Origin of the sequence: Brachybacterium kimchii, from assembly GCF_023373525.1 — a bacterium.
GTDB classification, from domain to species: Bacteria; Actinomycetota; Actinomycetes; order Actinomycetales; family Dermabacteraceae; genus Brachybacterium; species Brachybacterium kimchii.
In genome coordinates this window covers 3,709,606-3,724,558 of sequence record NZ_CP097218.1, presented here as the reverse complement: position 1 = coordinate 3,724,558, position 14,953 = coordinate 3,709,606, and the positions used below count along the sequence as shown (strand labels likewise).

At 69.9% G+C, this 14,953-nt stretch carries 12 protein-coding genes; 7 read left to right on the top strand and 5 right to left on the bottom strand.

Features of this window, described 5'->3' with window-relative positions:
* Positions 1–126: 126 nt before the first annotated feature.
* The 6 genes from M4486_RS16920 to M4486_RS16895 all read left to right on the top strand — a co-directional run bounded on the left by M4486_RS16920 (position 127) and on the right by M4486_RS16895 (position 7,542).
* Positions 127–1,710: a peptide ABC transporter substrate-binding protein gene (locus M4486_RS16920; protein WP_249478496.1), complete on the top strand. Its 1,584-nt coding sequence runs from the start codon at positions 127–129 to the stop codon at positions 1,708–1,710.
* Positions 1,711–1,799: 89 nt separating this feature from the next.
* Complete coding sequence (locus M4486_RS16915) at positions 1,800–3,248, top strand: M14 family zinc carboxypeptidase (RefSeq protein ID WP_249478495.1); 1,449 nt, start codon at positions 1,800–1,802, stop codon at positions 3,246–3,248.
* Entirely contained in the window at positions 3,245–4,192 is a 948-nt protein-coding gene (locus M4486_RS16910) for an ABC transporter permease (protein ID WP_249478494.1), read from the top strand. The genes M4486_RS16915 and M4486_RS16910 overlap by 4 nt, the downstream gene beginning before the upstream one ends.
* The gene (locus M4486_RS16905; RefSeq protein WP_249478493.1) at positions 4,189–5,067 is read left to right on the top strand and encodes an ABC transporter permease; all 879 of its coding nucleotides are present in this window, start codon (positions 4,189–4,191) and stop codon (positions 5,065–5,067) included. Before M4486_RS16910 ends, M4486_RS16905 begins: the two co-directional genes overlap by 4 nt.
* Before the next feature lie 85 nt (positions 5,068–5,152).
* Positions 5,153–5,749, top strand: coding sequence for a GbsR/MarR family transcriptional regulator (locus M4486_RS16900; protein ID WP_249478492.1), 597 nt, complete (start codon positions 5,153–5,155; stop codon positions 5,747–5,749).
* A gap of 2 nt (positions 5,750–5,751) precedes the next feature.
* Positions 5,752–7,542 carry a dipeptide ABC transporter ATP-binding protein gene (locus M4486_RS16895; RefSeq protein ID WP_249478491.1) on the top strand — a complete coding sequence of 597 codons (1,791 nt, stop codon included), beginning with the start codon at positions 5,752–5,754 and terminating at the stop codon, positions 7,540–7,542.
* 45 nt (positions 7,543–7,587) lie between these two features.
* On the opposite strand, the gene M4486_RS16890 is transcribed toward M4486_RS16895, so the two are convergent.
* The 4 genes from M4486_RS16890 to M4486_RS16875 are packed head-to-tail and all read right to left on the bottom strand — an operon-like array spanning position 7,588 to position 11,991.
* Positions 7,588–8,946 carry a sulfatase-like hydrolase/transferase gene (locus M4486_RS16890; RefSeq protein ID WP_249478490.1) on the bottom strand — a complete coding sequence of 453 codons (1,359 nt, stop codon included), beginning with the start codon at positions 8,944–8,946 and terminating at the stop codon, positions 7,588–7,590.
* 2 nt (positions 8,947–8,948) lie between these two features.
* Positions 8,949–9,848: a carbohydrate ABC transporter permease gene (locus tag M4486_RS16885; RefSeq protein ID WP_249478489.1), complete on the bottom strand. Its 900-nt coding sequence runs from the start codon at positions 9,846–9,848 to the stop codon at positions 8,949–8,951.
* A complete protein-coding gene (locus M4486_RS16880) occupies positions 9,845–10,750 on the bottom strand; it encodes a carbohydrate ABC transporter permease (RefSeq protein ID WP_249478488.1) in 906 nt (301 codons plus the stop codon). Before M4486_RS16880 ends, M4486_RS16885 begins: the two co-directional genes overlap by 4 nt.
* A gap of 5 nt (positions 10,751–10,755) precedes the next feature.
* The gene (locus tag M4486_RS16875) at positions 10,756–11,991 is read right to left on the bottom strand and encodes an ABC transporter substrate-binding protein (RefSeq protein WP_283257984.1); all 1,236 of its coding nucleotides are present in this window, start codon (positions 11,989–11,991) and stop codon (positions 10,756–10,758) included.
* A 112-nt stretch (positions 11,992–12,103) separates the two neighbouring features.
* Here M4486_RS16875 and M4486_RS16870 point away from each other — a divergent pair, with 112 nt between their 5' ends.
* On the top strand, positions 12,104–13,384 hold the full coding sequence (locus M4486_RS16870) for an ROK family transcriptional regulator (RefSeq protein ID WP_249478486.1): 1,281 nt from the start codon (positions 12,104–12,106) through the stop codon (positions 13,382–13,384).
* 139 nt (positions 13,385–13,523) lie between these two features.
* Here M4486_RS16870 and M4486_RS16865 read toward each other — a convergent pair whose 3' ends face one another.
* Positions 13,524–14,930 (bottom strand): MFS transporter, encoded by a 1,407-nt coding sequence (locus tag M4486_RS16865; protein ID WP_249478485.1) that lies wholly within the window; start codon positions 14,928–14,930, stop codon positions 13,524–13,526.
* Between the last annotated feature and the right edge of the window lie 23 nt (positions 14,931–14,953).

Here is a 14,953-nt window from a genome sequence, read left to right as displayed (position 1 = left end):
CCGCCGCTCCAGCAGATCACGATTCTATAAACTTTCACTATTCACTGAGACTTGAAAGAAGTGCTCCCATACGGTCGACCCACGTCGCCCCCGAGCGGCGGTCGAGGACGACCCACCGGAGGAACCATGCGCAGAGGAGCAGCGCTCACGCTCATCGCCTGGGCCGCGACGCTCACGCTGATCACCGGGTGCTCCGTGGGCACGCCGCAGCACAGCGACCCCGACGGCTTCGTGTTCGCGACCGGCGAGCCCGACCACCTCACCCCCGGCCGGCAGACCGTCGCCTACGACCAGATGCGGGCGCTGTTCTCCCCGCTCGTGTCCGTCGACGACGACGGCACGGTGCACGGCGTCGCCGCGAAGAGCGTCACCAGCGACGACAACGTCACCTGGACCATCACCCTGCGCGACGACTGGACCTTCCAGAACGGTGAGCCCGTCACGGCCGAGAGCTACGTGAAGGCCTGGAACTTCGTCGCCTACGGCCCCCACGCCTGGGAGGACTCCGGCCAGCTCGCCGGCATCAAGGGGTACGCGGACCTCAACCCCGAGTCCGGGAAGCCGACGACGAAGACGATGAGCGGACTGCGCGTCACGGGGAAGAACACCTTCACGGTGACGCTCACGGGTGCGGACAGCTCCTTCCCTCTCCAGCTGACTTCTTCGCAGACCGCGTTCTTCCCGATGCCCGAGGCCGCCTACGACGACCTCGACGCCTACGACCGCAAGCCCGTCGGCAACGGCCCCTACGCGATGACCGAGGCATGGAAGCCCGGCGGCGAGTTCACCGTGCAGACCTGGGACGGGTACCGGGGCGAGGAGCCCCGGACGCAGCGCGTCACCTTCCGCAGCTACCAGGACCAGAACACCGCCTACACCGACGTGCTCTCCGGCAGCGCCGACGTGCTGACCCTGCCCCCGGAGAAGATGACCAGCGCGTCCGCGGACTTCGGCGACCGCCTGCACACCTTCGACGCCGCGGGCATCGACTACCTCGGCTTCCCCCTCTGGGACGAGCGGTACGACGACCCCCGCGTGCGCGAGGCCATCTCCATGTCGATCGACCGCGACGCCGTCAACAGGGCGTTCTTCGGCGGGCTGTACGAGCCGGCCACCTCCCTCACGCCGCCCAGCATGATCGGGGCGAAGGAGGGAGTCTGCGGGAAGCACTGCGAGTTCCATCCCGAGGACGCGAAGGCGCTGCTGGACGAGGCCGGCGGCTTCGACGGCACGATCACCCTGGTCTACCCGGGAGGCGCGGGCCTCGACGCCCTTTACCAGGGGTACGCGAACCAGATCCGCCAGAACCTCGGCGTCGAGACCGTCGCGAAGCCCACCACGGACTTCGCCTCCTTCAACACGGAGCTCGTCGAGAAGACGGTCGACGGACCCCACTTCGGCCACTGGGGAGCGCTCTACCCCAGCCAGCAGGGCACCCTGCGGGCCCTGCTCACCCCCACCGGCGGCTGCGCGCCCTGCACCGGCTACTACCAGGACGACGACGTGGACGCCCTGCTCGCCCGCGCGAGCGCCGCGGCCGACGAGGACGAGGCTGCCGACTACTACGCCGAGGTCCAGGACGCGGCCTTCGAGGACTTCCCCGTCGTCCCCACCTTCTTCGACAAGTACTCCTACGTGACCAGCGAGAAGATCACCGACCTCCCCGATGTCCGGGGCGACGTCGCGATCGCGGAGGTGACCGTCCGATGACCCCGGCGACCCCGCGTCGCAGCCCGGGCCCCGACACCACCGCCGAGGCCGCCCACGGGCCGTCGGCCGTCCGACGAGAGGAAACATGCATGTCCCACCCGGCCACCGACCCGCACGAGGGAGCGCCCCTGCGCGCACCGCAGATCCTGGATCTCGTGCGCGCCCTCCCCGACCACAGCGGATTCCCCACCGTCGACGAGCTGCACGAGAGCTTCGAGGCCCTCGCGCGCAGCACGGATCGCGTTCGCCGGCGTCGCATCGGGACCAGCCGGCTGGGCGAGCCGATCCACGAGTTCGTCGTCGGCGACGGACCCCACCAGGCGGTGATCGCGGGCGGCGTCCACCCCAACGAGCCCATCGGCTCGTGGACCGCCCTGCACCTCGCCGAGATGATGCTCGAGGACGACGGCCCCGCGGAGGCGCTCGCGACCACGTGGCACATCGTGCCCACCATCGACCCCGACGGCATGCGGCTGAACGAGGGCTGGTTCGCCGATCCCTTCGACCGCTCCCACTACTCGCGGCACTTCTACCGCCCGGCCCCGGACAGCCAGGTCGAGTGGACCTTCCCCACCGACTACAGGGACGCCTACTTCGACACGGTCCTCCCCGAGACGCTCGCGCTCATGCGGCTCATCGACGACGTGCGCCCCGACCTGCTGGTCACCCTGCACAACGGGGAGATGGGCGGGGTCTACTACTACCTCTCCCACGACGAGCCGGAGCTGATCGCGGACCTCCACGCGATCCCCGACGCGCTCGGCCTGTCCCTCGACACCGGCGAGCCCGAGTCGCCGCACCTGCGCACGCTCGCGACCGCGGTGTTCGCCATGGACCACATCTCCACGTACTACGAGTACCTCGAGTCGATCGGCCTCGATCCGGCGCCGCAGATCCGCGGCTCCTCCTCGGCCTCCTGGGGCGCGCGCCACGACGCGCTGTGCCTGGTGGCGGAGCTCCCCTACTGGACCCACCCCGACGCCGGCGACGAGACGCCCACCTCCGAGCCCTACCGGGACCTGGTGCTGCGCACCGCCGAGACGATGGGCGCCTCCGGTGAGGCCCTGCAGCAGATCCTCGACGAGGCGGAACGGCACCTGAGCCTGGAGACCCCGTACCTCGAGGCCTCCCGGGCGTTCGTCCCGATGCTCGGGGCGATCGCGGAGACCGACCGCCGCCGGGCGCCGCTCGAGCCGGCCGAGCGGCGGGCGACCGTCGCCGAGCAGTTCGCCTGCGAGGACCTGGTGCGCTGCTTCCGCCTCCGCTACGGCGGGATGCTGCTGCAGGCGATCGAGGCCGAGACCCGGGCGGGCATCGCCCCCGCTCCCCTGCGCGCGCTGCGCGAGCGGATGGCCGCCCTGTACGAGGAGTGGCTGGCCGACGCCGCCACCGAGGCGACGCCCATCCCGATGCGCACCCTCGTCGGCGTGCAGCTCGGGGCGGTGCTCGCGGGCGCCGCGCACGTGGCCGCGACGCGGCCGACGCGGGACGCGCCGTCGGCCGATCTCCCCGTCCCCGGCGACGGCGGCGCGTCATGAGAGGCGCGCTGCTGGTCGCAGCGCGCCGGATCGGGACGCTGGTGATCGTCTTCCTGGGCGTCACCTTCCTCATCTACGTGATGACCTTCGCGCTGCCCGGCGATCCGATCCGCGCGCTCGGCGGTGACCGTCCGCTGAGCGACGCGACCGTGCACACCCTGCAGGCCCGCTACCACCTGGACGAGCCGCTCTGGCAGCGCTACCTGCGCTACCTGGGCGGCCTCCTCCACGGCGACTTCGGCACCGACTTCAACGGCGTGCCCGTCGGCGAGCAGATGGCCCAGCGCTGGCCGGTGACGATCGTCCTCGCGCTCACCGCCTGGGTGATCGAGGTCGTGGCGGGCATCGCCCTGGGCGTCGCGGCCGCGCTGCGCCGCGGGAAGGCCGTCGACCGGGCGGTGCTGATCTCGACGATCACGGTCGCCGCGATCCCCGTGTTCGTGCTCGGCGTCTCGCTCCAGCTCGTGTTCGCGGTGCGCCTGCACTGGTTCCCCGTCGCCGGCACCGCCCAGGGCTGGCCCGTCTCCTTCCTGCTGCCCGCGCTGGTCATCGCCCTGTTCGGGCTCGCCTCCGTCTCCCGCCTCACCCGGGCCTCGGTGATCGAGACCCTCGCGACCGACCACATCCGCGCGGCCACGGCGAGCGGCCTCTCGCGCCGACGGATCATCGGCGTGCACGTGCTGCGCAACTCGCTGATCCCGCCGGTGACGTACCTGGCCACGGACCTCGGACTGCTCATGGGCGGGACCGTCATCGTGGAGGGGATCTTCAACGTGCCCGGCATCGGCAACCTGCTGTTCCAGGGGATCCGCTCCCACGAGGGCGCCACGATCGTCGGCATCTCGACCGCCCTGATCCTCGTCTTCCTGCTCACCAGCCTGCTCGTGGACGGCCTCCACGCACTGCTCGACCCGCGGATCCGCACCAGGGGGACGACGTCATGACCAGCTTCGTCCGCGCCGCCGACGCCCCCGTGCGCCACCGGGTGCTCTCCCCCGCCCTGCGCCGGCCCGGGGTGATCGTCCCCGCGGTCCTGCTCGCGCTCATCCTGCTGATCGCGATCGCCCCGGCCCCGTTCGCGGGGCTCTTCGGGCACGGCGACCCCCGCTTCTGCGACCTCACCCGCAGCGGCGCCTCGCCGACCTCCGGCCACCCCTTCGGCTTCGACGTCCAGGGCTGCGACGTCTACGCCCAGGTCATCTACGGGACACGCACCTCGATCGGCGTCGCCGCCCTCACCACCGCGCTCGCGGGGATCGTCGCGATCGTGGTCGGGACCGTCGCGGGCATGAGCGGGGGCTGGGTCGATTCGGTGCTCTCGCGCCTGACCGACGTGTTCCTCGGCTTCCCGTTCCTGCTGGGCGCGGTGGTCGTGCTGAACACCGTGGGCACGCGCTCGGTGCTCACGGTCTCCCTCGTGCTCGCCCTGTTCGGATGGCCGACGATGGCGCGGCTCGTGCGCGGCTCGGTCCGCGCCGTCGCGCGCTCCGAGTTCGTCTCCGCGGGACGCACGATGGGGCTCTCGCCCTGGTGGATCGCCACCCGGTACGTGCTGCCCTCCTCGCTCTCGCCGCTGCTGGTGCTCGCCACCATCACCGTGGGCAGCGTGATCGTCGCCGAGTCCTCCCTCACCTACCTGGGCATCGGCCTCCAGGCCCCGGCGATCTCGTGGGGGCTCCAGCTCTCCGCGGCGACCGGGCAGTTCCTCTCCGCCCCGCACATGCTGGTCTTCCCCTCCCTGTTCCTGGTGGTCACGGTGCTGACCGTGACCACGCTCGGGGAGACCCTGCGGACCCTGCTCGAACCGGCCCACGGATGAGGGCGGGCGGAATGAGAAGATCCGGAGCACGGCCCGCGGCACTCCCCCGCACGGCCGACGACCCCGGACGGATGGAGGAGAGAGCATGCCCGAGGACCGCAGCGATCCGCGCAGGAGCACCGAGGACGCGCAGGAGCCTGCCGAGCACGACGTGTACCTCGACGCCGATCGCCAGGGCTTCGTCGAAGACCTCGCCGTGATGATGAACCACGCCGCAGGGCTCCCCCTCACCGACGGCCGCGTGCTCGGCTATCTGATGATGACCCAGGCCGACCACACCTCCTCGGCGCAGCTCGCGCAGGGCCTGCAGGCGAGCTCGGGGGCGATCTCCATGGCCACCCGGCGCCTGGTGGAGTCGGGCTTCGTCAAGCGGCACGTGATCCCCGGGGACCGCCGCCACTACTTCCGCACCGAGACGGACGTCTGGGGCAGCTGGCTCGCGACCGAGCGCCGCTACCTCGACCGCCAGCGCGACGTGATCGCCCACGGCCTCGCGACCACCGATCCCGACGACCCGGCGGACGCCCCCGTCCGCGAGCGCCTGGAGAACGGGCGCGACTACATGACCTGGCTCCAGGGGCATCACCGGGCGATGCTCGCGGAGTGGGAGGCGTTCAAGGCCGAGCGCCGCAGCGGGAACCGGAAGAACCGCTCCCCGACCACCCACGAGGAAGAGGACTGACCATGAGCACGAGGCCGGACGCGTCGGAGCACGGCGACGAGGACTCCGCGGCGGTCCTGGAGATCGCGGATCTCCGGGTGCGCTTCGAGACCGACGAGGACGAGGTCCTCGCGGTCGACGGGGCGTCCTTCGAGGTCCATCAGGCGGAGGTCGTGGCCGTGGTCGGCGAGTCCGGCTCGGGCAAATCCATGACCGCGATGTCGATCCTCGGCATCGCTCCCGAGGACGCCCGGATCACCGGCTCGATCCGCGTGCGCGGCGCCGACGATCGCTTGGTGGAGGTGCTCGGCGACGGTCCCAGTCCTCTGCCCGAGCTGCGGGGCCGACGGGTCTCGATGATCTTCCAGGACCCCACGGCCTCGCTCGACCCGGTCTTCAGCATCGGCTTCCAGCTGGCCGAGGTGGTGCGACGCGCCGCCCCCGGGACCAGCCGCCGCGAGGTGCGCGAGCGCAGCCTCGAGCTCCTGCGCGAGGTCGACATCCCGGACCCGGAGGGCGCGCTGCGCAGGTACCCGCACCAGCTCTCCGGCGGGCAGTGCCAGCGCGTGATGATCGCGATGGCGCTCGCCTCCCGTCCGGACCTGCTGATCGCCGACGAGCCGACCACCGCCCTGGACGTCACCGTGCAGGCGGAGGTCCTCGACGTGCTGCGCCGCCTGCGGGAGTCCACGGGCACGGCGGTGCTGCTCATCACCCACGACATGGGCGTCGTGGCCGACCTCGCCGACGCGGTGGTCGTGCTCAAGGACGGGAAGGTCGTCGAGCAGGGGCCCGTGCGCCAGGTGCTGGGATCCCCGCGCGAGGAGTACACGCGCACGCTGCTGGAGGCCGTGCCGCGCCTCGAGATCGACGAACGGCCCGGGCGGGAGCCGGCTCCGCATCGCGAGCCCGGGGGCGAGGACCCGGGGACGACCGAGGGCCCGTCCCAGGGCGCGACCGGGGACTCACACGAGGGCGCGGGCCGCGCGGGGTCGGCGGGCGATCCTGACGCAGCGCTCTCGATCCGCGACCTCTGCGTCGACTACGGGCGCGGCGCTCGCCGGTCGCGGGCGGTCGACGGGGTCGGCCTGGATGTCGCGCCCGGCGAGATCCTGGGCCTGGTCGGCGAGTCCGGGAGCGGGAAGACCACCATCGGCCGCGCGATCGTCGGGCTCGTGCCGGTCGCCCAGGGCTCGATCCTCGTCGAGGGCCGCGATGTGGTCACCGCGGGCCGCGTCGAACGCCGCGCGATGCGCCGGCGCGTGGGCGTCGTGTTCCAGAGCCCGCGCTCCTCCCTGAACCCCCGGTACACCGTGGAGCGGACCGTCACCGAGCCCCTCGTGAAGATCCTCGGGCTCTCCGGGGAGCAGCTCGAGGAGCGCACCTCGCGACTGCTCGCGGGCGTCGGCCTCGACGACTCCTGGCGCCACCGCCGGCCGCACCAGCTCTCCGGCGGCCAGTGCCAGAGGGTCGCGATCGCCCGAGCACTCGCCCTCGATCCCGCCCTGCTCATCGCGGACGAACCCACGAGCGCCCTCGACGTCTCCGTGCAGGCGCAGGTCCTCGACGTCTTCCGCGAGCTGCAGGAGTCCCTGGGCTTCGGGTGCCTGTTCATCACGCACGACCTCGCGGTCGTCGACCAGCTGTGCGGACGCGTGGCGGTCATGCGCTCCGGGGCCCTCGTGGAGACGGACGACAGCGCCCGGGTGCTCCACGATCCGACCCAGGAGTACACCCGGCGCCTGATCGCCGCCGCCCCGGTGGCGGACCCGGACCTGCAGGCCGACCGCAGGGCGCGGCGCTCGGCCGCGTGAGGAGAGGCCCCGGGACGCGGGCGCGGCCCGGGAGGCGTGTCGCCCTCAGCCGTCGCGGCGGGATTGCTCCCACTGCACGGCGGCCTCCTGATAGCTGCTGAGCACGCGTTCGAGGTCGGCCACGATCCGGGGCGCCTGCCCGGAGACGTCCGTCGACTCCTGCGGGTCGGTCTCGAGGTCGAAGAGTGCAGCGCTCACTGCAGCGGGCGGGTCCATGCCCTCGCGAGCATCGTGGACGAGCTTGAAGCGACCTCGCCGCACCGCGTACTGGCCCTGGTACTCCCACACGACGGCACGCTCGGCGGACTCGCCCGCCGATGGGACGTCGCCCTCACCTCCGCCCGCGATTCCACCTTCGGCCCGCAGCGCATCGAGCAGTGAGATCCCGTCGACCTCGGGCAGCTCCGGCTCCTCGCCGTCCACGGCGTGCAGGAGCGTCGGCAGCAGGTCCATCATCGTTCCCACCTGGTCGTACTCGGCGCCGGAGCGGAGCTGCGCGGGCCAGGAGACGATGCCGGGCACGCGGATCCCCCCTTCGAACACGGATCCCTTCGAGCCGCGGAGCCCGCCGGCGGAGCCGCCCGTGTAGGAGATCTCCTCGCCGTCCAGCCAGTTGCGGCTCTCGCGGGAGGGCCCGTTGTCGGAGGAGAACAGCACGATCGTGTCGTCCCGGACGCCGCTGCGATCGAGGGCCGCGAGGATCTCGCCGACGGCATCGTCCATCGCGGCGATCATCGCCGCGCTCTCCCGTCGCCCGGGAGGCAGGTGATCGACGCGCCGCATGTGCTCGTCGGGCGCGTGCATCGGGTAGTGCGGCGCATTGAAGGGGACGTAGCAGAAGAAGGGCGATTCGGGCGCGGTACGAGTGATGAACTCTGCGGCGCGGTCCCCGATGACCGTGGTGAGGTACTCGCCGTTGCGCCACACCTCGTCGTCCCCGTCCCAGAGGTCGTGCACCGGGTTGTGGTCTCCCCAGTAGAAGATGTGCGAGTAGTAGTCGACGCAGCCGGCGCGGAAGCCGAAGGTCTCGTCGAACCCGAAACGAGCGGGCGCGTAGGCGGGGTCGGCCCCCAGGTGCCACTTGCCGAACAGGCCCGTCCGATACCCGCGCTCACGCAGGTGCGAGGCGAGGGTGGGCTGATGGGGCAGCCCGGGCGTGCGCCGGGTGCCGCCGAGGATGGATTCCACACCGGCGTGGGCGGGGTATCGCCCGGTCATCAGCGCGGCCCGCGAGGGCGAGCACACCGGGGAGTTCGCGTACCACTGGGGAAGCCGGACCCCGGCCGCGCAGAGGGCGTCGAGGTGCGGGGTGGGTATGTCCTCGGCCCCGAAGCAGCCGAGGTCACCCCAGCCGAGGTCGTCGGCGAACACGATCACGATGTTGGGGCGGCTCGGCTCTGTCATCTTCACTCCTTCACGGCTCCCGCGGTCATGCCGGCGACGAGCCGACGCTGCAGCAGGGAGAACAGGACCACGGTGGGCAGAGCGGCGACCACGGAGGCGGCCATGACGACTCCCCAGTCCGTGCCGTACTCGCCGAAGAGCCCCGCGATGCCCACCTGAACGGTCTTCAGGGAGTCGCTGGTCAGGAACACCTGCGCGAACAGGAACTCATCCCACATGGCGATGAATGTGGTGACCCCGACCGTGACGATCCCGGGCCAGACCAGCGGCGCGATCACGCGCACGATGACCGTGAGCGTCGAGGCCCCGTCGATCCTCGCCGCCTCATCGAGCGTCTGCGGCACGGCGTTCAGGAATCCGGTCATGAGGAGCGTGGCGAGCGGGGTGGTGATCGCGACGTAGACGATGATCAGCCCGGCGAAGGAGTTCAGCAGCCTCAGCTCGGCGAAGAGGAGGTAGACCGGGGTGATCAGCACGACGAAGGGGAGCAGCTGCGTGGCGACCAGCACCAGCATCACGGCCGGCCTCCCCCGGAACGCGAAGCGCGAGAGCGCGAACCCGGCGAGCGTCGCGATCGCCACCGTGATGACGGTCCCGCTGACGCACACGATGATGCTGTTGGGCAGGTAGCGCCCGAATCCCGTCTGCTCGAACAGGCGCGCGTACGAGTCCAGGCTGAGTCCCGAGAAGACGTTGCGCCAGGTGATGCCCTGCGAGATGGCTTGCACCGGGCGCAGAGAGCTGTAGAGCATCCAGATCACGGGGAAGAGGATCACCAGGAGGACGACGGCGAACGGCACGAGGAACACGAGGTCCCGCGGACGCCTGTTCTCACGCGATGCTCGCCGTGGTGCGGGCCGGGACCGGGCCACGGTCATCCGGTCGGAACGTGCCGTCGTCATCGGGAATCCCCCTTCGTGGAGGTGACACGCAGGTAGACGACGGCGAAGATCGCCATGATCGCCGTCATCAGCAATCCGATCGCCGCGCCCGCGCCGAGGTCGTTGTCGAAGAACGCGGCGCTGTACAGCTCGGTGGCCAGCACGGCGGTCGCATTCCCCGGTCCGCCGCCCGTGGTGAGCCAGACGTACACGAAATTGTTGAAGGTCTGGATCACGGTCACCAGCACCACGACGGTCAGCACGGGACGCAGGTGCGGAACGGTGACGCTGCGCCAGGACGCCCATCGACCAGCGCCATCGACCGCGGCGGCCTCGTACTGCTCCGCCGGGATCGATTGCAGTCCGGCCACGAGCACCATGACCACGAACGGGAGCTCGCGCCAGACGATGATCGCGATGATCGACCACCACACGGTGCTGGTCTGCGCGAGGAAGGGGACGCCCTGATCGATGAGCCCGAGCCCGGTGAGCGCCTGGTTCAGCACGCCCGTGCTCCCGTCGAGGATCCACCGCCACGCTGCGATCGCGACGACCTGGGGGACCATCCACGGGATGAGGATGATCGTGCGGGAGACGCCGCGGAGCCGCCACCGCCTCAGGATCGGGGACTCCAGAGCGAGGGCCAGCCCCAGCCCGATGCCGAGGCGCAGGACCACGGTCGCCGCTGTCAGCCAGAGAACGGTGTTGAGTGCGGCGTGCGGCAGGTCTCCGCTGCTCCACAGGTCGGTGAAGTTCTCGAGGCCCGCAGCTTCGGCCTCGCCCGGCGACTGGTAGGGCGTGAGGTGCTGGAAGGCGAGGACCACGTTGTAGACGGACGGGATGAGGAACAGCAGTCCGATCACGAGCAGAGCGGGGGCACTGAGCAGGTACGGCTGCGCCGAGCGGAGGCGGGATGCGATCACGTCGATCACTCCTCGAGCCCGCGGGCGAGGGCGTCGAGGAGCTTGTGCGACGCGTCCTCGGGCTCCGATTGACCGGAGTAGACGGCGGAGAACTGCTGGTTCACCTGTTCTTGGAGCGAAGCGATCGTGATCGGCGCGTCCGCGTAGCGGGCGAAGGATTCGGAGTGCGGGAGCTGCTTCGTGAATCCTCGCTCCGACGGGTCCACGTCCACCCGATCGAGGGTCGCGGCCGACGCCGGGTACTGCGGGTACAGCTCGAAGGTCTCCGGGGTCAGCAGGTGGGAGACGAACGCCCAGGCCGCTTCCGGCTCCTCGCAGTTCGCGTTGATGCCGAGCGCTCGGCCGCCGAGATGTGTCGCGCCGTCGACGAGGCCGCACGGCATGGGGGCCGTCATCAGCTCGGCGTCGATGCTCTCCCGTGCGGCACGGAATGCCGTCGGCGGCATGAACGTCATCGCGCAGCTGCCCTCGCCGAGAGCGCCTACGATGCTCGGGTCGCCGTAATCGGTGACCGCCTGCATCGCCGCCGGAGTGATGCGCTCGGTGAAGAAGGTGTTGAAGTAGGTCATCGCGTCGGTGAGCTGCTGCTCGTCGACTGCCACCTCCCACGATTCTCCGTCGGCCCTGATCAGTTGGGAGCCGTGTGCCCAGAGGTAATAGTTGATGGGGAACCACTGGGCGCTCGAGTACTGGGCGGCCGCCGGGAACACGAAACCACTGACATCGCCCCCGGAGTCCTTGGTGATGCGCGCTGAGACCTCCGCCAGTTCCTCCCAGTCCTCGGGAGTGTCTGCCACTCCCGCCTTCTCCAGCACATCGGGCCTGTAGACGAGAGCCATCGTGTCCGCGGTCCAGGGGATCGCCCAGGTCTGGCGGTCGTACGTCGTCATGTCTGTGGCCAGGAGATCTTCCTGTCCTTCCGCCGGCTCGCTGGACATGAGCCGATCGAGCGGCGTGAGGATGCGGGGCTCCGCCATGAAGGACACATCGGTGAACGCCAGCTGAGCGATGTCAGGGCCCGAACCGGCATTGGCCTCGCGCGCGAACTGCTGCGGATTGTTCGGCGACAGCGTCTCCATGGTGACGGTGTAATCCGGATGCTCTGCGTTCCATGCCTTGACCGCCTTCGCGAGTCCTGTCGCCTGATCCGCAGGATCGAACTGGCGGAAGACGCGTCGGCCTTCCCCTCTCCCGCCGGCGCAGCCGGCCAATGGGAGCGCCGCCAATCCGGCGGCCAGCATCGTCCGTCGTCTCATGACCAGGTCTCCTCCTGAGGTCTCCACGTCGAGCCTCGGCATTCGCCAGTAGACATGATCAATTTGAATAAGTCAACGGCCGACGTACCATCGGCCCATGGCAATGCAGTACCCGCAGCCGGCGATGGAGCGACCGGGGCGCCGCGGGACGAACCTTCCCCGCGTCGCCGGGTACAACCAGGTCCTGGTCCTCGACCTGATCCGACGCTCTCCCGGCACCAGTCGCAGCGAGCTCGTGCAGCGCACGGGACTGACACCGCAGACGCTCTCGAACATCTGCCAGCGCCTGGTGACTGCGGGACTGATCCGGGAGTCAGGGCGCGTGCGCTCAGGGATGGGCGCTCCACGCATCGTCTACGAGGTCGTTCCCACCGGCCGGTACTCGATCGGACTCCACATCGATCCGGCGAGCCTCTCCCTGGTGCTGCTCGACCTCACCGGCGATGACGTCCATGCGCTGACCGTGCCCACACCGCAGGCACCTGGGCCCGAGCACGTGCTCGAATTGGTCGACGAGCAGGTGCGAGCTCTGCTCGAGGAGGCCGCGGTCCCGCATGAGGAGGTCGCCGGACTCGGTGTGGCGACCCCTGGTCCGCTCGACGTCGAGCACGGATCGGTCGTCGGCCCTCCCCTGCTTCCTGGGTGGGGGACGGTCGAGCTCCGCGAGGAGATCGCGCGGCGCCAGCGCCTGCCGGTGGTGGTCGAGAAGGACAGCACCGCCGCAGCGATCGGCGAGATCTGGCGAACACCGCGCGATGCGGAGAATCTGGCCTTCCTCTACCTGGGGAGCGGCGTGTCAGCCGGGATCGTGCTGGACGGACAGCCGCTGCGCGGAGCAGGGAACGCTGCCGGACGCCTCTCCCATCTGGGCAATATCGGACACCTCACCGCGGACCCGGATGGGCCGCCGTGCGAATGCGGGGGCCGCGGCTGCGTGGCTGTCTCCTCTCTCCCGTCACGGATCGTGGGGACCGCGGTGGAGCAGGGCGCCCTGGAGAAGGGGACCGAACTCGACGACGCACGCTCCGTGGAAGCCGCACTGTCCCGACTCGCGGAGCGCTCGGAGCATCGCGGCGACCCCGTGGCCCGGAAGATCCTCGAGGACGCCGCGCGCGGCTTCGCTCGGGTCGGCATGCAGCTGGCCAACCTGCTGGACCTGGACAGCATCGTGTTCGGCGGTCCGCAGTGGCCGGCATTCGAGGCCGCCTGCCTGCGGATCGCTCCAAGCCTGGTGAACGAGCACTACGTGGCGAAGAACGACCACGCGGTCGATGTGCGGGGAACCGCGATCGGAGGCCACGTCGGCGCCGTCGGCGCCGCGTCCCTGGCGATGGCGGAGACCATGTTCGACGCACCGGGCCAGCTGTATCTGGGGTAAGGGGCTGCTTCGCACGCCGCACGTTGCACTCCCACGCATCCACGACGGCACCCCGGGCCACCCGTTGTGCGTGGCACGGAGTCCACTCGAGGAACACCATCGTCGAAGTTCACCGCACTGCACATCCGCAGAGGCGAACTCACCGAGGCAGGACCTGCTTCCCCTTCTCGACGCGCACGGGACGGATCGAACCGCCCTCGATGTCCACGTCCTTCGGGTCCCATCGGGCCACGAGCACAGTGATGAAAATGATCAGTGGAACGACGGCCAGGATGATCATGGTGTGCGAGAGCCCCACGGCCGCGACCACCAGCGGGAAGACGTAGAACCCGCCGATCGATCCGACGCGGCTGCATGCTTCCGCCCACCCGGTTCCTGTGCCGCGCAGATCGGTCGGGTACGAGAGCGTCGCCATCGTCTTCCCCTGGGACCCGGGTCCGAAGGAGTGGCCGAAGATGAACGCCCCGACGAGCATGGCCGCGAGATACGGGGCCGATGCGACGTCGACCATACCCACTGCGATGAGTGCGACCACGCAGATGGCGCAGCCGATGAGGGTGAGGGCGCGCCCTCCATAGCGGTGGGTGAGGAACGGTTGGATCCCTCCACCCACCAGCCCGAAGAGATTCAGCAGGATCGTACCGAGCACGATTGACGTGACATCGAGTCCGAAGATGAGGCCGACGATGACGGGCAGGTAGAACCCCACCGCGAAGTACTGGACCGCTTGGAAGCCGCTCACCACGGCGACGACGAGGGAGCGCACTCTGTATCCGCTCTCGAATATGCGCCCGAGGCGTGTGTCGGCTTCCTTCTCCTCCTCGCCCTCCTCGATTTCGAACTCGGTACCGGGGAAGTTCTTGCGCAGGATCTTCACTGCCTCGCCCATGCCGAGATTGTGCGCCGCCCACATGGGGCTCTCGTCGGCGAAGAGGAATCGCAGGGCGAGCACGATCAAGGCCGGCACCGCGCCGAAACCCACGGCCCAACGCCACATGTGATCCCCCATTCCGAGGAACACCAGGGGCAGCACGAAGGCCGCCGACGTAATGGTCGCGAGGTACCACATGGGCTGCCAGAGGTTGACGAACTTTCCCTTGTCCTTGTTGCGCGTGAATTCTGCGACCAGGCTCAGCGCGGCCGGCATGTCGAGGCCGACGCCCACCCCGAGCAGGAAACGCCAGAGGATCAGAATCCCGATCGAGGGTGACAGGGCCGAACCGAGCGCGGCCACCACGAAGAGCACCAGATCGAGGATGAGCAGCTTGTACCTGCCCAGCTTGTCGACGAGGTATCCCCCGAAGATCGCCCCCAGCAGGGCGCCCACCGCCATGGCGGAGGTGGTGGTGCCCACCTGGAAGGGAGTTGGGTTCAGCTCCGCCTTCATGGTGTCCAGCCCGATGGCGAGGGACGTGAAGTCGTAGGCGTCGATGAATATCGACCCCAGCGCAATGAGAGCGATGATCCTTCCGCGCGAGCTTCCGGTCGGGTGGTCGTTGACGAACGTGATCACATCGCGCTTCGTGCGCAGGACGACTCTGTCCATGGTGGTCCCTCTCCTGAAAGGTG

Excerpts from the sequence above, each read along its gene's own strand:
- M4486_RS16920 (WP_249478496.1), top strand. The coding sequence starts at position 127 with ATGCGCAGAGGAGCAGCGCTCACGCTCATCGCCTGGGCCGCGACGCTC.
- M4486_RS16865 (WP_249478485.1), bottom strand. The coding sequence starts at position 14,930 with ATGGACAGAGTCGTCCTGCGCACGAAGCGCGATGTGATCACGTTCGTC.
- M4486_RS16905 (WP_249478493.1), top strand. The coding sequence starts at position 4,189 with ATGACCAGCTTCGTCCGCGCCGCCGACGCCCCCGTGCGCCACCGGGTG.
- M4486_RS16900 (WP_249478492.1), top strand. The coding sequence starts at position 5,153 with ATGCCCGAGGACCGCAGCGATCCGCGCAGGAGCACCGAGGACGCGCAG.
- M4486_RS16910 (WP_249478494.1), top strand. The coding sequence starts at position 3,245 with ATGAGAGGCGCGCTGCTGGTCGCAGCGCGCCGGATCGGGACGCTGGTG.
- M4486_RS16915 (WP_249478495.1), top strand. The coding sequence starts at position 1,800 with ATGTCCCACCCGGCCACCGACCCGCACGAGGGAGCGCCCCTGCGCGCA.
- M4486_RS16895 (WP_249478491.1), top strand. The coding sequence starts at position 5,752 with ATGAGCACGAGGCCGGACGCGTCGGAGCACGGCGACGAGGACTCCGCG.
- M4486_RS16890 (WP_249478490.1), bottom strand. The coding sequence starts at position 8,946 with ATGACAGAGCCGAGCCGCCCCAACATCGTGATCGTGTTCGCCGACGAC.
- M4486_RS16885 (WP_249478489.1), bottom strand. The coding sequence starts at position 9,848 with ATGACGACGGCACGTTCCGACCGGATGACCGTGGCCCGGTCCCGGCCC.
- M4486_RS16870 (WP_249478486.1), top strand. The coding sequence starts at position 12,104 with ATGGCAATGCAGTACCCGCAGCCGGCGATGGAGCGACCGGGGCGCCGC.
- M4486_RS16875 (WP_283257984.1), bottom strand. The coding sequence starts at position 11,991 with ATGCTGGCCGCCGGATTGGCGGCGCTCCCATTGGCCGGCTGCGCCGGC.